We start from the raw sequence: 16883 nt of genomic DNA on the forward strand, positions 1-16883 counted from the left end.
GCCCGATCCGATCCTTTGCTGCTTCAGGAGCCCCCCTTGGCCGATCCCCGACTCGACCACGTCAAGACCTACCTGCTCGACCTCCAGGAGCGTCTGTGTGAGGCCCTGGCCGCCGCGGACGGCGGCGCCGGCTTCCGTGAGGACGCCTGGGAGCGCCTCGAAGGGGGCGGTGGGCGCTCGCGGGTGATCGAGAACGGGCGGGTGTTCGAGAAGGGCGGGGTCAACTTCTCCCATGTGCACGGCGAGCGGCTGCCGCCCTCGGCGACGGCGGCGCGACCCGAGCTCGCCGGGCGCAGCTTCCATGCGGTGGGGGTCTCCTGGGTGCTGCACCCGGAGAATCCCCACGTCCCCACCAGTCACGGCAACGTACGCTTCTTCATCGCCGAGAAGGCGGGGGAGGCGCCGGTGTGGTGGTTCGGCGGCGGCTTCGACCTGACCCCCTTCTACCCGTTGCACGAGGATGTGGTGCACTGGCACCGGGTGGCCAGGGACGCCTGCGCCCCCTTCGGCGACGACGTCTACCCGCGCTTCAAGGCCTGGTGCGACGACTACTTTTACCTGAAGCATCGCGACGAGACCCGCGGCGTGGGGGGGCTCTTCTTCGACGACCTCAACGACGGGGGGTTTGAGCGCTGCTTCGCCTTCCAGCGCGCCGTGGGGGACGCTTTCCTGGATGCCTACCTGCCCATCGTGGCCAGGCGCCGTGAGACCCCCTTCGGCGAGCGCGAGCGCGACTTCCAGCTCTACCGCCGGGGGCGCTACGTGGAGTTCAACCTGGTGTGGGACCGCGGCACCCTGTTCGGGCTGCAGAGCGGCGGTCGCACCGAGTCGATCCTGATGTCGATGCCGCCCCTGGCGCGCTGGGCGTACGACTGGCACCCCGAGCCCGGCAGCCCCGAGGCGGCGCTCTACGATCACTATCTTCGCCCCCGTGACTGGCTCGGCGAGGACGACGAGGAGACCCCATCATGACGGATCGTTATTGCGTGTTCGGCCACCCCGTCGGCCACTCGAAGTCGCCGGCCATCCATGCCGCCTTCGCCGCGCAGACCGGCGAGCCCATCGAGTACACCGCCATCGAGGCGCCGCTGGATGACTTCGCCGGGGCCTGGCGGCGCTTCACCGCCGAGGGGGGGCGCGGTGCCAACGTCACCGTGCCCTTCAAGGAGGAGGCCTTCCGGCTGTGTGACACCCTCAGCGAGCGCGCCCGCCGCGCCGGTGCGGTTAACACCCTGATCCTCGGCGGCAACGGCCTGACGTACGGTGACACCTCCGACGGCGTGGGGCTGGTGCGTGACCTGGTCGGCCACGGCGTCGCCCTGCGAGGCGCGCGGGTGCTGGTGCTGGGCGCGGGGGGCGCGGTGCGCGGCGTGCTCGAGCCGCTGCTGGCCGAGGCGCCGGCGAGCCTGTTCGTGGCCAACCGCACCGCGGAGAAGGCCGCGGGGCTGGCCGCCGACTTCCATGACCTGGGCGAGATCGAGGGCGGCGGCTTCGATGCCGTGGCCGGGCCCTTCGACCTGGTGATCAACGGCACCAGCGCGAGCCTCGCCGGCGACCTGCCACCGCTGCCCGACGACCTCTTCGCCCCGGGTGCCACCGCCTACGACATGATGTATGGGGCCGAACCCACCGTCTTCCTGCGCTGGGCCGCCGTGCGCGGCGCGCGTCCCCTCGACGGCCTCGGCATGCTGGTGGAGCAGGCGGCGGAGTCCTTCTTCCAGTGGCGCGGCAAGCGCCCCGAGACGGCCCCGGTGCGGGAGCGGCTACGCCAGGCCCTGTGACCCCGGCGGCGCCCTTCAGCGCCTCTTGGTATAGAGCCCCGCCATGCACAGCGCCAGGCCGGCCAGCGACACCAGCATGCCGCCGTTGACCAGCCAGGGGGCCCGGTCGAGCCACGAGACGAAGGGTTGGGGCGTCTCCCGGCAGACCCCCGCCAGGTAGTCCCAGTGGCCGCCGGCGAGGACGCACTCCCGCACGCTCGCATACTCCCAGAAGTAGACCCCCATCAGCACCAGCATGGGGGCGATCAGCAGCAGCAGTCCCAGTCTCAGCATCGCCTCAGGGCCTCGGGCAGTCGGGGGTACGGCCGGCCTGGCGGGCGCGCTCATAGCGAGCCAGGGCCTCGTCCATGCGCGCCTGCAGGTCCTGGGTGCGCTGGCCGTGGCTGGGGTGGCTGGAGAGCCAGGCCGGCGGCTGCGCACCGCCCTGGGCGCTCATGTTCTCCCACAGCGCCAGGCTGGCGCGGGGATCGAAGCCGGCGTCGGCCATCAGGAAGAGGCCCAGCTCGTCTGCCTCGCTCTCGTGGCGCCGCGAGAAGGGCATCAGGATGCCGTACTGGGCACCCATGCCCAGCGCGCCCATCAGCTGCTGACCGCCCGCCCCCTCCAGGCCCGCGGCCGAGGAGAGCACCGAGAGCCCCAGCTGGGTGGCGGTCTGGGTCGAGACCCGCTCGTTGGCATGGCGTGCCAGCACGTGGGTGATCTCGTGGCCGACCACCGCGGCCAGCTGGTCCTGGTTGCGGGCGACCTCCAGCAGGCCGGTGTTGACCCCCATGTAGCCGCCGGGCAGGGCGAAGGCGTTGGCCGCCTCGTCGCGGAACACGCGGATCTGCCAGTTCTCGGCCTGGCGCTGCTCGGGCGGCAGCGCGCGTACCAGGGCGTCGGCCACGCACTGCACGTAGCGCTGGAGGCTGCCGCCCACCATGGGGCGCTCCTGCTGGTACTGTTGGAAGGCCTGGGCGCCCATCTGGTCGAGCTGGGCGTCGGAGGCCAGGGTCAGCCGCTGGCGGCCGGTGGGGGAGGTGGTACAGGCGGCCAGGGTCAGGCACAGGGCGCCGACGGCGAGGGGCGTGATCCAGCGCATGGGGGTCTCCTTGTGGGGCGGTGGCATCCAGTCGGGTAAGACGCTGGACGGGCGTCCGAGTTCGCCACAAGATACCCGGAACGCCTGCAAGGTCAACCACTGACACGGTGTGCCTGATGGCATGAGGCTTCTCCGGCGACAGGCCTGCGAGGGGGCGCTGTGAACCCCTCCCTGGGCGCTACCGATGCCATCCCTGGCATAGGACCCCCTCTTCGGCCTGTCCCCGGCGCCTCATGCGGTCTGTGCGCCGACATCGACATGGAGAAGGAGAGAAACATGGACGCCGAGCTGTCGCGTCGCCTGCTGCACCTGTTGGATCGCGTCGAGCACTGGCTGCCGCCGGCCCCGGTGGAGGTGGACTGGTCGCGGGACGTGGCCGCGCTGTGGCAGCGCCACGCCCTGGGTGGCCGCCTGCTGCCGGTGCCGCCCCGGGATGCGCTGAGCCTGGACGACCTGCTGGGCATCGAGCGCCAGAAGCTGGCGCTGGTGGACAACACTCGCGCCTTCCTGCAGGGCCATCCGGCCAACCACGCCCTGCTGTGGGGCTCCCGGGGCAGCGGCAAGTCGTCGCTGATCCGCGCCCTGCTAAACAGCCTGGCCGATGAGGGCCTGCGCCTGGTGCAGGTCGACCGTCACGACCTCGCCAGCCTGCCGATGCTGGTGGAGCAGCTGCGCCATCAGGATCACCGCTTCGTGGTCTACTGCGACGACCTCTCCTTCGAGGGGCATGACGACGCCTACAAGGCGCTCAAGAGCGTGCTGGATGGCGCCCTGACCGGGCCGCCGCCCAACGTGCTGCTCTACGCCACCTCCAACCGCCGCCATCTGCTGCCGGAATCGATGAGCGACAACGAGGGCTCGCGGCTGGTGGGCGACGAGCTGCACCACGGCGACGCCGTGGAGGAGAAGATCTCGCTCTCCGACCGCTTCGGGCTGTGGCTGGGCTTCCACCCCTTCAACCAGGACGTCTACCTGGAGGCGTGCTGCCACTGGGTCACCCAGCTGGGCCGGCGCGAGGACTGGAACGCCGAGGCGCGCGCCGAGGCGGTCCGCTTCGCCACCCTGCGCGGCGGGCGCAGCGGTCGCGGCGCCTGGCAGTTCGCCACCCAGTGGGTGGGCCGCCGGCGCCTTCACGGTCGCTAGGAGCCTGTCGGGCTTACGTCAAACCCGACAGGCTCCTGGCTGCCGATACGACGCCGCCCCGGGGATGCCGGGGCGGGTCGGGCGTTGCAAGTGTCGGGTCTGGGATCAACGGCGGCTCCTGCGCGCCTCCTTGGTGCGGCCCAGCTCGCGCTGCTTGGCCTTCTCGCGGTCGCTGGCGCCGGCCAGCCTGTCGTAGGGGTTCTTGCCGGAGCGGAACTCGAAGCGCATCGGGGTACCGCGCACCTTGAGCACCTTGCGGAAGGTGTTGGTCAGGTAGCGCCGGTAGGCCTCGGGCAGCGACTCGGTCTGGTTGCCGTGGACCACGATGATCGGCGGGTTGCTGCCGCCCTGGTGGGCCATGCGCAGCTTGATGCGCCGGCCGCGCACCATGGGCGGCTGGTGCGCCTCGGTGGCGTCCTGGAGGATAGTGGTCAGGCGATTGGTGGACCAGTGGGCGTTGGCCGAGGCGAAGGCGCGCTCGATGGAGGGGTAGAGGTCGCCCACCCCGGTGCCGTGCAGCGCCGAGATGAAGTGCAGGTCGGCATAGTCGGCGAAGCCCAGGCGGCGCTTGATCTCCGCGCGCATCCTCTCCTTCGCCTCGCTCTCCAGGCCATCCCACTTGTTCACCGCCAGCACCAGGGCACGGCCGGTGGTCAGCACGTAGTCGAGCAGGTGCAGGTCCTGCTCCACCAGCCCCGAGCGCGCATCCAGCACCATGATGGCGACATGGCACTCCTTGATCGCCTCCAGGGTCTTGATGATGGAGAACTTCTCGGCCACCTCGCGGACGTTCTTGCGGCGGCGTACCCCGGCGGTGTCGACCAGCACATAGGGCTTGCCGCGGCGCTCGAAGGGGATCTCGATGGCGTCGCGGGTGGTGCCCGCCTCGTCGAACACCACCACCCGCTCCTCGCCCAGCAGGCGGTTGACCAGGGTCGACTTGCCTACGTTGGGGCGGCCGATCACGCCGATGCGGATGCCCTTGGTGCCGGTATCCGCCGGGATGCTCTCGTCGCGCTCCGGGAAGGGGGCGAGCACCTCGTCGATCAGCGAGGTGACATTGCGGCCGTGGGCGGCGGCGATGGGCCGCGGCTCACCCAGGCCCAGCTCCCAGAACTCGGCGGTGGCGCTGTCCTCGTCGAGGCCGTCGGTCTTGTTGACCACCAGCCAGGTCTTCTTCTGGTTGACCCGCAGGTGGTTGGCGATGGCCTCGTCGGCCACGCTCAGCCCGGCCCGGGCGTCCACCAGGAACAGCACGATGTCGGCCTCGTCGATGGCGGCCAGCGACTGCTCGGCCATGGCCGCGTCGATGCCGGCCTCGTCGCCGCTGATGCCACCGGTGTCGATCACCGTGTAGGCCTTGCCGCCGAGCACGCCGTTGCCGTACTTGCGGTCCCGGGTCAGGCCCGGGAAGTCGGCCACCAGGGCGTCACGGGAGCGGGTCAGGCGGTTGAACAGGGTCGACTTGCCCACGTTGGGGCGGCCGACCAGGGCGATCACGGGTGTCATCGAATTTCCAGGGTCTCGAGGGTGCCGTCATTGGCCAGCACATGGATGCGGTTGCCGTCGGTGACCGGGCGCACGCCGATGCCGGAGCCGTCGATGCGCTCGCGGCCCACCATCTCGCCGCTGCGGGCGTCGATCAGGTGCAGGTAGCCCTCGAAGTCACCGAACACCAGCTTGCCGTCGGCGAAGGCCGGCGCGGTGGGTCGGCGGCCCTCCAGGTCGGCGTTGCGCCACACCTCCTCGCCGCTGTCGGCGGCCAGGGCCAGGATGCGGCCCGACTCCTCCACCACGAACAGGAAGTCGCCCACCACGATGGGGGTGTGGTAGCTGGAGAGCTCGCGGGCCCACAGCGGCTCGCCGCGGGTCGCCTCCAGGGCCACCAGGCGGCCGTTGTAGCTGGTCACGAAGAGGCGACCGTCGGGGGTCAGCACCGGCTGGGCGGCCAGGTCCACCAGGCGTTCGATGTCGCTGCGGCCCTGGGCCAGGGCGATGCGACGCTCCCACAGCGGTTGGCCGTTGCGGTTGTCCAGGGAGACCAGGCGGCCGTTGGCGAAGCCGGCAAAGGTGACCGGGTCGATGGTCATGGGGGTGCCGGTGCCGCGCAGGGTCAGCGAGGGCAGGTTGGCCTGGTAGCTCCAGCGCTGGGTGCCGCTAGCGCGGTCCAGGGCGGTGATGGTGCCGTCGACGCTCTGCACGATCAGCAGCTGCTGGTTGGGCTGGGGGGCCGCGAGCACCTCGCTGGGCACCCGGGCACGCCAGCGGACGCTGCCGTCGCGCTGGCTCACCGCCAGCACTTCGCCGTTGCGGGTACCCAGGTAGACGTCACCGGCCACCGCGGTCAGGGCGCTGGAGATCGGCGCCTCGAGGTCTACCTCCCAGCGGGTATCGCCGTCGTCGGCGTCGAAGGCGAACAGCTCGCCGCGGTAGTCGGCGGCGAACAGGGTGTCGCCGTCGCGGGACGGGGCGATGGGGTAGGCGGCGCGGCCCAGGCCGTCGCCGGCGCCTTCGCGCCACACGCTGGACAGCACCGCGCTCGGCTCGAAGTCGCCAAGTTCCTTGGGCGGATACTCCGGCTCCACGGCGTTGCCGGCGCAGCCGGCCAGCAGGGTCAGGCCCGCCAGGGCGGCGATCAGGAAGGTCGGTTTCATGAGTCCAGTCCCTGGTTGTCGGGGCCTGCTGCCAGGCCCAGGTTATCGAGCTTGAGCTGCACGCCGTAGAGCGGCTGGTCGTTGGCCTCGGCCAGCGACAACGCTTCCTGCCAGGCCGCGGCGGCATCGGCCTCGCGCCCCAGGGCATGCAGGGCATCGCCGCGCACGGCGGCGCGCTGGGCGGCCAGCGCCTCGGGCACGCCCTCCTCGAGGGTGGCGAGCGCCGCCTCGGCGTCCTCGTCGGCGACCTGCAGGCGAGCCAGGCGCAGGCGAGCCAGGCCGGCCACGTAGTCGGCCTGGGCCTGGTCGATCAGCGCCTCGAGGCTGGCGCGGGCACCGGCGAGGTCACCCTCGGCCACCGCCAGGCGCGCATCCAGCAGGCGTGCCAGGTCGGCGTAGAGGGTCTCGCCATGCTCATCGACGATCTCCGCCGCCAGGGCGCGACCCTCGCCGGGGTTGGCGATCTCCGGGTTCGCGCCGCCGGTCAAGTTGACCAGCTGCTGGTAGCGCATGGAGGCGGCGGTGGCCTGGTTCTCCTGGTAGCCCTGCCAGGCGTTCCAGCCCACCACGCCGGCCACGGCGATGGCCGCACCGGCGACCAGCGAGAGGCCGTTCTCCTTCCACCAGCGCTTGATGGCCTCGACCTGTTCTTCCTCGGTTCTCAGCTCCGCCATGGGCGGTCTCCTTGTGTGTCCGGTGGGGCGTCAGGCCAGCAGCTCGCGCAGCGTCTCGGCCAGCGCCGCCTGGGGCAGGCTCTGCTGGTCGCGCTCCTCGCGCAGGAACTTCAGCGTCGCGCTGGCTTCGGCCAACTCATCCTCGCCCAGCAGCAGGGCCAGACGGGCGCCGCTGCGATCGGCCTTCTTCATGCGGCTCTTGAAGCTGCCGCCGCCGCAGTGGAGCTGGGCGCGCAGCCCGGGCAGCTCGCCACGCAGGCGCTCCGCCAGCTGCAGGGCGGTCCCGGTGGCGGCGTCGTCCATGGGCAGCACGTAGAGGTCGAGCTCGCCGCGGGCGGCATCGGGGATCAGCTCTAGGGTCTCGAGCAGCAGGACCAGTCGCTCGATGCCCATGGCGAAGCCCACCGCCGTGGTCGGCTTGCCGCCCAGCTGCTCCACCAGGCCGTCATAGCGGCCGCCGGCGCACACCGTGCCCTGGCTGCCCAGCGCCGTGGTGGTCCACTCGAAGACGGTGCGGCCGTAGTAGTCCAGGCCGCGCACCAGCCGCGGGTTGATCACGTAGTCGATGCCGGCGGCGTCGAGCAGCCCACAGAGGGTCTCGAAGTGCTCCCGGGAGGCGTCGTCCAGGTGGTCGAGCAGGCGCGGCGCGCCGGCCAGCATCTCGGCCATCTCGGGGTTCTTGGAGTCGAGGATGCGCAGCGGGTTGCTGGCCAGCCGCCGGCGCGAGTCCTCGTCGAGCACCTCGCGATGCTCCTCGAAGTAGGCGACCAGCCGCTCGCGGTAGGCGGCGCGGGCCTCCGCGGAACCCAGCGAGTTGAGCTCCAGGGTGACGTGCTCCATCAGGCCCAGTTCGCGCCACAGCCGCGCCGAGAGCAGGATCACCTCGGCATCGATGTCCGGCCCCTCGAGGCCGAAGCTCTCCACGCCGACCTGGTGGAACTGGCGGTAGCGGCCCTTCTGGGGGCGCTCGTGGCGGAACATCGGGCCCTGGTACCAGAGGCGCTGGGTCTGGTTGTGCAGCAGGCCATGCTCCATGGCGGCGCGTACGCAGCTCGCCGTGCCCTCGGGGCGCAGGGTGAGGCTGTCACCGTTGCGGTCCTCGAAGGTGTACATCTCCTTCTCGACGATGTCGGTGACCTCGCCGATGGAGCGCGCGAACAGGGCGGTCTGCTCGACGATGGGGGTGCGGATCTCGGCGTAGCCGTAGCGCGCCATCAGGGTGCGCACGCGGCCCTCGAAGTACTGCCACAGTGGCGACTGCTCGGGGAGCAGGTCGTTCATGCCGCGGATGGCCTGGATCTTCTTCTTACTGGTATCGGACTTGCTCAACGATGGCTCCTTGGTGGGTGCCGGCGACTCAGGCGTCGCGGGCGATCACGTCCTTTTCGGCCTGCTCCTTCTCGCGCACCTTGTCGCGGATCAGCCGCTCGAGGTCGTCGACCAGGTGGTCGTTGCGCAGCTTGGAGGCGGGCTTGCCGTCGAGGTAGACGAGGTTGGCCGGCGAGCCGCCGGTGAGGCCCACATCGCTCTCCTTGGCCTCGCCGGGGCCGTTGACCACGCAGCCGATCACCGAGACGTCGAGCGGGGTCATGATGTCCTCGAGGCGCTCCTCCAGGGCGTTCATGGTGCCGATGACGTCGAAGTTCTGGCGCGAGCAGCTGGGGCAGGCGATGAAGTTGATGCCCTTGCTGCGCAGGCGCAGGCTCTTGAGCATGTCGAAGCCGACCTTGATCTCCTCGACGGGATCGGCGGCCAGCGACACGCGGATGGTGTCGCCGATGCCGTCCATCAGCAGCATGCCGAGGCCGATGGAGGACTTGACGGTGCCCGAGCGCAGCCCGCCCGCCTCGGTGATGCCGAGGTGCAGCGGCTGCTCGATGCGGCCGGCCAGGTCGCGGTAGGCGGCCACCGCCATGAAGACGTCGGAGGCCTTGACGCTGACCTTGAAGTCGGGGAAGTCGAGGCGGTCGAGGTGGTCGATATGGCGCATGGCCGACTCCACCAGGGCCGCCGGGGTGGGCTCGCCGTACTTCTTCTGCAGGTCCTTCTCCAGGGAGCCTGCATTGACGCCGATGCGGATCGGGATGCCGTTGTCGCGGGCGGCGGAGACCACCGCGCGCACGCGATCCTCGCGGCCGATGTTGCCGGGGTTGATGCGCAGGCAGTCGACGCCGAGCTCGGCGACGCGCAGGGCGATCTTGTAGTCGAAGTGGATGTCGGCGACCAGCGGGACCGCGACCTCGCGCTTGATGCGCCCGAAGGCCTCGGCGGCCTCCATGCTCGGCACCGAGACGCGCACGATGTCGGCGCCGGCGGCCTCCAGCTGGCGGATCTGGGCCACGGTGGCGGCGACATCCAGGGTGTCGGTGTTGGTCATGCTCTGCACCGAGATGGGGGCGTCGCCCCCGACGGCGACCTTGCCGACATGGATCTGGCGCGACTTGCGACGGACGATGGGGGATTGTGCGTGCATGGTGACGGAATCATTCTCCCAGGGTGAAGCGGGCGACATTGTTGGCGCCGGCGCGCGCGCCGAGGTCAATGCTCTCGCCCCGCCAGACCAGCTCGACGCCGGTGGCGTTGCCCACGGTCAGACGGAAGGGTGGCTCGCCTTCGACGCTGGCCGTGGTGCCGGGTTCCTGCAGGCCGACGAAGACGCGCTGGTTGTTGGCGTCGAAGATCTCGGTCCAGGACTGTTCGTTGAAGGTCAGCTCCAGGCGGCGCGGGTCGACGGCCTCGTCGGCAGCCGGCTCGGGGGTGGTCGCCTGCACCGCGGTGGCGGCATCCGGCGTGGCGGCGTTTTCGGCGACTGGCGCCTCACCCGCGGTGGCCTCTTCGGGGGTTGCCGCGGCGCCGGTGGTTTCGGCCGTCGCGGGCTCGGCATCGAGGGCGTCGGCGGCGGGGTCGACGCTGGCCTCCGGCGCCTCCTCGGGCAGCGGCGGCAGGCTCTCGGGCTCGGCGGTGGCGGCCGGCGCGGCGTCGCCGCCCACCAGGCGGTCGACCGACACCGGGTCGCTGTCGCCGAGGCCGGGCGGCTCGTTGCCGCCGCGGCTCTGCCACCACATCAGGGTGAGGCCGATCAGGCCGGCCAGCACCAGCAGGGTGACCAGTCGGAAGAGCCAGGCGCCGAGCCGCGAGGGGGGCTTGGTGACCTGCACCGGGGCGACCCGGCGCTGGGCAGCGTCCTCGCTGCCGAAGCGGGCGCGGTAGGCGTCCAGCACCGGGGCATCGTCGATGCCCAGCAGGTGGGCATAGGCGCGCAGGTAGCCCCGCCGGTAGGTGGCGATGGGCACCTCCTCGTAGCTGTCCTGCTCCAGGCCGCGGATCACCGCCGGCCGCAGGTTGAGCGCGTTGGCCACCTCGGTGAGCGAGAGGCCCTGTTGCTCGCGCTCGCGCCTCAGCTGCTCGCCGGGCGAGGCCGAGGCGTCAGCGTGCAGGTCCGGTTCGTGGGTGTCGCTCATGGCGGCGCATCCTTCGGTGGTGGTCTCGGGTCGGGACGCTAGGGGCGCCCCTCCAGCTGTTGGGTATAGAAGGCGGCGGTGGCCCGGTCGCCCTGGGCGCGGGCGATGTCACTGGCCAGGCGCAGCGCCTCGGGTCGCGGGCCTGCCAGGCGCATGAAGGCCTCGATCTGGGTCCGCGCCCGGGGCAGGTTGCCGGCGCTGTACTCGAGCTCCGCCAGGGTGAAGTAGCTGCGCGGCGCCCGGGGGTCGATCTCCTGGGCGCGCTGCAGGCTGGCGCGCGCCGCGCCGACCTCGCCGAGCTCCAGGCGGCACTGCCCCAGGTTGGCGAACAGCTGGGCGCGGTTGGGGTACTGGGCGTCCGTGGAGGCCCGCTCGAGCTGCTCGCACGCCTCGCGCACGCGGCCCTGGTCGTACAGGAAGGCGGCGTAGTTGTTGCGCCCCCGGGTGAAGTCGGGGCTCGCGGCGAGCGCCTTTCGGAAGGTCTCGTCGGCCAGCTGTCCCTCTCCCTGGCGCTGGTAGACCATGGCCATGGCCTGGAGCGCCTCGGGGTCGTCGGGGGCGATCTCCAGGGCGCGATCCAGGGCCCCCATGGCGCGGCGCAGGTTGTTGCGCTCCAGGTAGGCGACGCCGAGCTGGGTGTAGGCGTCGGCGGGGCTGGCCTCGCTGTCGCCGCCGGCGATGCCCTGGGGCTGGGTGGCACAGCCGGCCAGCCACAGCGCGCCGAGCAGGGCGATGGCGGGCAGCAGCGGGCGTGCGGGCGTGCGGCGGGTCATGGACTCCTCCCCAGGGTCGACGGGCTCCCTCCGGCGGCGTGCCGCGGGCTGACGGAGGCCGGGGGGAGACAGGGCCTGCCCATCAAAGCGCTGTGCCCGGTTGAAGTCAAGGCGGCCCCCGCTCAGTCGGCGTCGATCTGGATGGACTGGATATAGCGGGCGTGGCGCTTGGTGCGGTCCTTCACCCGACCCACCAGCTGGCCGCAGGCGGCGTCGATGTCGTCGCCCCGGGTGGAGCGGATCGGCGCCGTGTAGCCCAGCTCGTACAGCCACTGCTGGAAGCGCATCACCTGGTTGCGCGAGGGCTTCTCGTAGCCGGAGTGGGGGAAGGGGTTGAAGGGGATCAGGTTGATCTTGCACGGCAGCTCGCGCAGCAGCTCGGCGAGCTGGCGGGCGTGCTCCTGCTGGTCGTTGACGTCCTTGATCACCGTGTACTCGATGGTGACCATGCGGGTGTCGTCGCACTTGGCCAGGTAGCGGTGGCAGGCGTCCAGCAGGGTGCGGATGTTGTACTTGCGGTTGAGCGGCACCAGCTCGTTGCGCAGCTCGTCGTTGGCGGCGTGCAGCGAGATGGCCAGGCTCACGTCGAGCTCGTCGCCGAGTTTGTCGAGCATCGGCACCACCCCGGAGGTGGAGAGGGTGACGCGGCGCTTGGAGAGGCCGTAGCCGTTGTCGTCGAGCATCAGCTTCATGGCCGGCACGACGTTGTCGTAGTTGAGCAGCGGTTCGCCCATGCCCATCATCACCACGTTGGTGACCGGGCGGTTGGCGGTGTCCTTGCGCGGGCCCACGCTGCGCTGGGCGACCCACACCTGGCCGATGATCTCGGCGGCGGTGAGGTTGCGCTGGAAGCCCTGCTTGCCGGTGGAGCAGAAGCTGCAGTCCAGCGAGCAGCCCACCTGGGAGGAGACACACAGGGTGCGGCGCTTGCCGTTGTCGGCGGGGATCAGCACCGTCTCCACGTAGCTGCCATCCTCGACCTCCAGCACCCACTTGCGGGTACCGTCGCTGGAGGTGCCCTCGTAGACCACGCCCGGACCGCGGATCTCGGCGACCTCCTCGAGTCTGGCGCGCAGCGCCTTGGAGAGGTTGGTCATGGCCGCGAAGTCGTCACAGCCCTCGTGGTGGATCCACTTCATCACCTGGGCGGCACGGAACTTCTTCTCGCCGATGGAGAGGAAGAAGGCTTCCATCTCCTCGCGGGACATGCCGAGCAGGTTGGTCTTCTGGGGTGCGGTATCAGCGGTCATGGCGGTCAGCGGGTCTGGAGTAGGGGTGGCGGGGGCAGGGCCCCCGCCGGGCAAGGAGAGCTACCAGAGGAAACGGCTGATTTATGTCGCGAGCGAAGGGAGGTTGGTCGCCGCCGGAGCGGAGAAACCGGAGCCTATGCGGTACTAGGTGAGGATTTCGAGCACCGCCGGCGACCAAGATATCGAGCGCAGCAATAAACCAGTGTTTCCTCAGCGCGGGCAGATCTCGTCGGCACTGAAGAAGTAGGCGATCTCGCGCTCGGCGGACTCGGGGGAGTCGGAGCCGTGCACGGCGTTGGCGTCGATGGTCTCGGCGAAGTCGGCGCGGATGGTGCCCGGCGCGGCTTCCTTGGGGTTGGTGGCGCCCATCAGCTCGCGGTTCTTGGCGATGGCATCCTCGCCCTCGAGCACCTGCACCACCACCGGGCCGGAGGTCATGAAGCCGACCAGGTCCTTGAAGAAGGGACGCTCCTTGTGCTCGGCGTAGAAGCCGCCGGCCTTGTCGTCGTCGAGCTTGAGCATCTTGGCGGCGACGACCTGCAGGCCGGCCTTCTCGAAGCGCGAGATGATCTCGCCGATGGCGTTCTTGGCGACGGCGTCGGGCTTGATGATGGACAGGGTGCGCTGGGTAGCCATGGGCATGTCTCCAGAGGGAATGAACGAAGGGGTGAAGGATAGCGCCGCGCCGCCCTCGGGCTTGGGGAAGCGAGGGCGGCGCGGCGATCAGGGTGATGCGGTTCGGCGATGCGCCGACTGGGCCGGGATTATAGCGCCCCGCGGCGGCGTTGAACAATCGTCGCCGATGGCGAGGCGCGCTGCGCCTCGGGTCGCGGGAGTGCCGTGACGCTAGACGCTGAAGCTCTCGCCGCAGCCGCACTGGTCCTTAACGTTGGGGTTGTTGAAGCGGAAGTAGCGGTTGAGGCCCTCGTTGACGTAGTCGACCTCGCTGCCGTCGAGCATCTCCAGGGCATCCGGGGCGACGAAGACCTTGACCCCGTGCTCCTCGAAGCAGGTGTCGTCATTGGCCGCCTCGTCGGCGAAGTCGAGCACGTAGCTGTAGCCGGAGCAGCCGCTGGGCTTGACCGAGACGCGCAGGCCCAGGCCCTGGCCGCGCTCGGCCAGCACCCGGCGGATCTGCTCGGCGGCGGCGTCGGTGATGGTGAGGTGCGCCATGGTCGTGACTCCTGTGAGTGGGTGCGGTCAGGGGGGCGTCAGATCGCCCGGCGGCGCAGGCCGGTCAGGGCGTGACGCAGGGCCGCAAGGGCCCGGTCGATGTCGGCCTCGGTGGTGAAGCGGCCGAAGCTGAAGCGCAGCGAGGCGAGTGCCAGGGGGCGCGGCAGGCCGATGCCCTTCAGCACGTAGGACGGCTCGACGCTCGCCGAGTTGCAGGCCGAGCCGGTGGAGAGCGCGATATCGCGCAGCGCCATCAGCAGCGACTCGCCCTCAACCCCCTCGAAGGCGAGGTTGAGGATGTTGGGCACGGCGGCCTCCACCAGGGTGTTGCGATGGATGCCGTCGAGGTCGGCGAGCCCCGCGAGCAGGCGGTCGCGCAGCGCGGTGATGCGCGCCTGGTCGGCCTCGCCCTCGGCCCCGGCCAGGGCGAAGGCCTCGCCCATGCCGACGATCTGGTGGGTAGGCAGGGTGCCGGAGCGCATGCCGCGCTCGTGGCCGCCGCCATGGATCAGCGCCTCGACGCGGATGTCCGGGTGGCGCCTGACGAAGAGGGCGCCGACGCCCTTGGGGCCGTAGGCCTTGTGCCCGGAGAGCGACATCAGGTCGATCCCCAGACGCTCCACGTCGAGGTCGATGCGACCCACGGCCTGGGCGGCGTCGACATGGAAGGCGGCGCCGCCGGCGTGGGCCACCTCGGCCAGCGCGGCGAGGTCGTGGATCACCCCCAGCTCGTTGTTCACCGCCATCAACGACACCAGCACGGTGTCCTCGCGCAGCGCCTCGCGCAGCTGCTCCGGGGTCACCCGGCCGTCCTGTCCCGGGGTCAGCCAGGTGACCTCGAAGCCCTCGGCCTCCAGGGCCTCGGCGGTGTCCACCACCGCCTTGTGCTCGATCACCGAGGTGATCAGGTGGCGCCCGCGGTGGCGGTTGGCGCGCAGGAAACCGGTCAGCGCCAGGTTGTCGGCCTCGGTGGCGCCGCTGGTCCAGACGATCTCGCGCGGGTCGGCGCCGATCAGGTCGGCCACCTGGCGACGCGCGCTCTCCACCGCCTGCTCCGCCTGCCAGCCGAGCATATGGCTGCGCGAGGCGGGATTGGCGAAGATGCCGTCGAGGGTCAGGTAGCCCGCCATCGTCTCGGCGACCCGGGGGTCGACGGGGGTGGTGGCGGCGTAGTCGAGATAGACGGGTGTGGTCATGGCCTTGGAATGTCTCGGGTTCGGCCTGGCGATCAGGGCGCCGAGGCGAGGATGCCGTCGTCGCCATGACGACGGCGCTGGCGGCCGGCGATCCGCTGGACCTCCTGGCGGCCGGCCAGCTGGCCCAGGGTGACGCCGTCGAGGAAGCCGTGTATCTGTTCCGACAGCTCGATCCACAGGTGGTGGGTGAGGCAGGTGTCACCCTGCTGGCAGTCGGACAGCCCGCCGCAGCGGGTGGCATCCACGGACTCGTCGACGGCGTCGATCACCCGGGCCACCGAGATCGCCTCCGGCGCCCGGGCCAGCAGGTAGCCGCCACCGGGGCCGCGCACGCTCTCCACCAGGCCGGCGCGGCGCAGCCGTGCGAACAGCTGCTCGAGGTAGGAGAGCGAGATCTCCTGCCGGCGCGAGATGTCGGCCAGGCAGACGGGGCCGTGCTGGGCATTCATCGCCAGGTCGAGCATGGCGGTGACGGCGTAGCGTCCCTTGGTGGTCAGGCGCATGGCGTCCTCGGCGCCGCCTGGGCGGCGTTGGGTAAGCGTCGGCTCCGGGGGGGAGCGGTCGAACTGACCGTGCATTATGGGAAAGACCCAGTGGCATGGTCAACCATTAGCTGTGGCCTCAGGGCAATCGCAGATGGAAGCACCGCTCAAGGCTTTCCCGGCGACAGGCCTGCGAGGGGGCGCTGTGAACCCGTCCCTGGGCGCTACCGATGCCATCCCTGGCATAGGACCCCCTCTTCGGCCTGTCCCCGGCGCCTTTCGCTATTGCCGCATGGATAACTGCTTTAGCCTTTGGGGTGCCCTAGCCCCGTCGCTCCCCTTCGCCGGCCTTCGCGGTCGCCTCGGTGGCCGGGGCCTTCTCCGGCATCTTGCAGGCGTCGTCGAGCACCTCGGCGAAGTCCTCGTCGCGCAGCTCCGGCAGCTCGCCCTCGCGGTAGCTGGCATCCACCTTGCGCAGGGTCTGGCACATGCGCTCCAGGCGCTCGTCCACGGCGTGCATGTGGTCGAGCATCGCCTGGATGGAGCGGGCCACCGGGTCGGGCATGTCCTCGCTGACGCCATAGGCATCGAAGCCGAACTTGCGGCGGATCGCCTCGCGGCGCTCGGGGTCCACCTCCAGCGACTCGGCGGCATCGGGGTCGGCGCGCTTGACGATCTTGCCGGGGATCCCCACCACGGTGGCGCCGGCCGGCACCTCCTTGGTGACCACGGCGTTGGAGCCGATCTTGGCGCCGGCGCCGACGCTGAAGGGCCCGAGGATCTTGGCGCCGGCGCCGACGATCACGCCATCCTCCAGGGTGGGGTGGCGCTTGCCCTTGTTCCAGCTGGTGCCGCCCAGGGTCACCCCCTGGTAGAGGGTGACGTCGTCGCCCACCTCGGCGGTCTCGCCGATCACCACGCCCATGCCGTGGTCGATGAAGAAGCGTCGGCCGATGGTGGCGCCGGGGTGGATCTCGATGCCGGTGAGCCAGCGCGAGAAGGTGGAGAGGCTGCGCGCCAGCCAGCACAGGTTGGCGCGCCACAGGCGGTGGCTGAGCCGGTGGATCAGCAGGGCATGCAGGCCCGGGTAGTTGGTCAGCACTTCCAGGAAGTTGCGTGCCGCCGGGTCGCGGTCGAAAACGCTGTTGATGTCCTCACGCAGGCGTCGAAACATGCGGCGGTCCTTGGGAATGGGTGGGGCGGGCGGCATGCCGC

General features: G+C 70.7%; 18 protein-coding genes. 3 read left to right on the forward strand and 15 right to left on the reverse strand.

Going from position 1 to position 16883, the window contains the following annotated elements; all coding sequences use genetic code 11:
- Positions 1–36: 36 nt before the first annotated feature.
- Together hemF and aroE are read left to right on the forward strand one after the other, a co-directional pair.
- Positions 37–972 carry an oxygen-dependent coproporphyrinogen oxidase gene (hemF, locus tag Q673_RS19720; protein ID WP_023004336.1) on the forward strand — a complete coding sequence of 312 codons (936 nt, stop codon included), beginning with the start codon at positions 37–39 and terminating at the stop codon, positions 970–972.
- A complete protein-coding gene (aroE, locus tag Q673_RS19725; protein ID WP_023004337.1) occupies positions 969–1781 on the forward strand; it encodes a shikimate dehydrogenase in 813 nt (270 codons plus the stop codon). Before hemF ends, aroE begins: the two co-directional genes overlap by 4 nt.
- Before the next feature lie 15 nt (positions 1782–1796).
- Here aroE and Q673_RS19730 read toward each other — a convergent pair whose 3' ends face one another.
- Entirely contained in the window at positions 1797–2054 is a 258-nt protein-coding gene (locus Q673_RS19730; RefSeq protein WP_023004338.1) for a hypothetical protein, read from the reverse strand.
- 4 nt (positions 2055–2058) lie between these two features.
- Positions 2059–2862: a M48 family metallopeptidase gene (locus Q673_RS19735; RefSeq protein WP_023004339.1), complete on the reverse strand. Its 804-nt coding sequence runs from the start codon at positions 2860–2862 to the stop codon at positions 2059–2061.
- A 276-nt stretch (positions 2863–3138) separates the two neighbouring features.
- On the opposite strand from Q673_RS19735, the gene Q673_RS19740 reads away from it, so the two are divergent.
- Positions 3139–4005 (forward strand): ATP-binding protein, encoded by an 867-nt coding sequence (locus Q673_RS19740; protein ID WP_023004340.1) that lies wholly within the window; start codon positions 3139–3141, stop codon positions 4003–4005.
- Positions 4006–4110: 105 nt separating this feature from the next.
- Here the strand turns inward: Q673_RS19740 and der are convergent, their stop codons facing one another.
- From der to cysE, 13 genes are all read right to left on the reverse strand, one after another.
- Positions 4111–5514 (reverse strand): ribosome biogenesis GTPase Der, encoded by a 1404-nt coding sequence (gene der, locus Q673_RS19745; protein ID WP_023004341.1) that lies wholly within the window; start codon positions 5512–5514, stop codon positions 4111–4113.
- Complete coding sequence (gene bamB, locus Q673_RS19750) at positions 5511–6659, reverse strand: outer membrane protein assembly factor BamB (protein WP_023004342.1); 1149 nt, start codon at positions 6657–6659, stop codon at positions 5511–5513. The genes der and bamB overlap by 4 nt, the downstream gene beginning before the upstream one ends.
- Positions 6656–7333 (reverse strand): YfgM family protein, encoded by a 678-nt coding sequence (locus Q673_RS19755; RefSeq protein ID WP_023004343.1) that lies wholly within the window; start codon positions 7331–7333, stop codon positions 6656–6658. The genes bamB and Q673_RS19755 overlap by 4 nt, the downstream gene beginning before the upstream one ends.
- A 30-nt stretch (positions 7334–7363) precedes the next feature.
- Positions 7364–8662 carry a histidine--tRNA ligase gene (gene hisS, locus Q673_RS19760; RefSeq protein ID WP_023004344.1) on the reverse strand — a complete coding sequence of 433 codons (1299 nt, stop codon included), beginning with the start codon at positions 8660–8662 and terminating at the stop codon, positions 7364–7366.
- A gap of 28 nt (positions 8663–8690) precedes the next feature.
- Positions 8691–9806, reverse strand: coding sequence for a flavodoxin-dependent (E)-4-hydroxy-3-methylbut-2-enyl-diphosphate synthase (gene ispG, locus Q673_RS19765; RefSeq protein ID WP_023004345.1), 1116 nt, complete (start codon positions 9804–9806; stop codon positions 8691–8693).
- Between the two features lie 10 nt (positions 9807–9816).
- Positions 9817–10794 (reverse strand): RodZ domain-containing protein, encoded by a 978-nt coding sequence (locus Q673_RS19770; protein ID WP_023004346.1) that lies wholly within the window; start codon positions 10792–10794, stop codon positions 9817–9819.
- A 38-nt stretch (positions 10795–10832) separates the two neighbouring features.
- The gene (pilW, locus tag Q673_RS19775) at positions 10833–11567 is read right to left on the reverse strand and encodes a type IV pilus biogenesis/stability protein PilW (protein ID WP_023004347.1); all 735 of its coding nucleotides are present in this window, start codon (positions 11565–11567) and stop codon (positions 10833–10835) included.
- A gap of 122 nt (positions 11568–11689) precedes the next feature.
- Positions 11690–12817, reverse strand: a complete 1128-nt coding sequence (gene rlmN / locus Q673_RS19780; RefSeq protein ID WP_023004348.1) for a 23S rRNA (adenine(2503)-C(2))-methyltransferase RlmN — start codon at positions 12815–12817, stop codon at positions 11690–11692.
- Between the two features lie 210 nt (positions 12818–13027).
- A complete protein-coding gene (gene ndk, locus Q673_RS19785) occupies positions 13028–13453 on the reverse strand; it encodes a nucleoside-diphosphate kinase (protein WP_023004349.1) in 426 nt (141 codons plus the stop codon).
- Between the two features lie 210 nt (positions 13454–13663).
- Positions 13664–13990 (reverse strand): HesB/IscA family protein, encoded by a 327-nt coding sequence (locus Q673_RS19790; protein WP_023004350.1) that lies wholly within the window; start codon positions 13988–13990, stop codon positions 13664–13666.
- A gap of 38 nt (positions 13991–14028) precedes the next feature.
- A complete protein-coding gene (locus tag Q673_RS19795) occupies positions 14029–15186 on the reverse strand; it encodes an IscS subfamily cysteine desulfurase (protein WP_023004351.1) in 1158 nt (385 codons plus the stop codon).
- A 32-nt stretch (positions 15187–15218) separates the two neighbouring features.
- Complete coding sequence (gene iscR, locus Q673_RS19800) at positions 15219–15689, reverse strand: Fe-S cluster assembly transcriptional regulator IscR (RefSeq protein ID WP_023004352.1); 471 nt, start codon at positions 15687–15689, stop codon at positions 15219–15221.
- Positions 15690–15990: 301 nt separating this feature from the next.
- Positions 15991–16842, reverse strand: a complete 852-nt coding sequence (gene cysE, locus Q673_RS19805; RefSeq protein ID WP_023004353.1) for a serine O-acetyltransferase — start codon at positions 16840–16842, stop codon at positions 15991–15993.
- Positions 16843–16883 lie beyond the last annotated feature (41 nt).

It is taken from the genome of Halomonas sp. PBN3, assembly GCF_000475415.1.
Taxonomy (GTDB): domain Bacteria; phylum Pseudomonadota; class Gammaproteobacteria; order Pseudomonadales; family Halomonadaceae; genus Halomonas; species Halomonas shengliensis.

Excerpts from the sequence above, each read along its gene's own strand:
- rlmN (WP_023004348.1), bottom strand. The coding sequence starts at position 12,817 with ATGACCGCTGATACCGCACCCCAGAAGACCAACCTGCTCGGCATGTCC.
- Q673_RS19755 (WP_023004343.1), bottom strand. The coding sequence starts at position 7,333 with ATGGCGGAGCTGAGAACCGAGGAAGAACAGGTCGAGGCCATCAAGCGC.
- cysE (WP_023004353.1), bottom strand. The coding sequence starts at position 16,842 with ATGTTTCGACGCCTGCGTGAGGACATCAACAGCGTTTTCGACCGCGAC.
- Q673_RS19770 (WP_023004346.1), bottom strand. The coding sequence starts at position 10,794 with ATGAGCGACACCCACGAACCGGACCTGCACGCTGACGCCTCGGCCTCG.
- aroE (WP_023004337.1), top strand. The coding sequence starts at position 969 with ATGACGGATCGTTATTGCGTGTTCGGCCACCCCGTCGGCCACTCGAAG.
- iscR (WP_023004352.1), bottom strand. The coding sequence starts at position 15,689 with ATGCGCCTGACCACCAAGGGACGCTACGCCGTCACCGCCATGCTCGAC.
- Q673_RS19740 (WP_023004340.1), top strand. The coding sequence starts at position 3,139 with ATGGACGCCGAGCTGTCGCGTCGCCTGCTGCACCTGTTGGATCGCGTC.
- bamB (WP_023004342.1), bottom strand. The coding sequence starts at position 6,659 with ATGAAACCGACCTTCCTGATCGCCGCCCTGGCGGGCCTGACCCTGCTG.
- Q673_RS19790 (WP_023004350.1), bottom strand. The coding sequence starts at position 13,990 with ATGGCGCACCTCACCATCACCGACGCCGCCGCCGAGCAGATCCGCCGG.
- Q673_RS19735 (WP_023004339.1), bottom strand. The coding sequence starts at position 2,862 with ATGCGCTGGATCACGCCCCTCGCCGTCGGCGCCCTGTGCCTGACCCTG.
- der (WP_023004341.1), bottom strand. The coding sequence starts at position 5,514 with ATGACACCCGTGATCGCCCTGGTCGGCCGCCCCAACGTGGGCAAGTCG.
- pilW (WP_023004347.1), bottom strand. The coding sequence starts at position 11,567 with ATGACCCGCCGCACGCCCGCACGCCCGCTGCTGCCCGCCATCGCCCTG.
- Q673_RS19730 (WP_023004338.1), bottom strand. The coding sequence starts at position 2,054 with ATGCTGAGACTGGGACTGCTGCTGCTGATCGCCCCCATGCTGGTGCTG.
- ndk (WP_023004349.1), bottom strand. The coding sequence starts at position 13,453 with ATGGCTACCCAGCGCACCCTGTCCATCATCAAGCCCGACGCCGTCGCC.
- Q673_RS19795 (WP_023004351.1), bottom strand. The coding sequence starts at position 15,186 with ATGACCACACCCGTCTATCTCGACTACGCCGCCACCACCCCCGTCGAC.
- ispG (WP_023004345.1), bottom strand. The coding sequence starts at position 9,806 with ATGCACGCACAATCCCCCATCGTCCGTCGCAAGTCGCGCCAGATCCAT.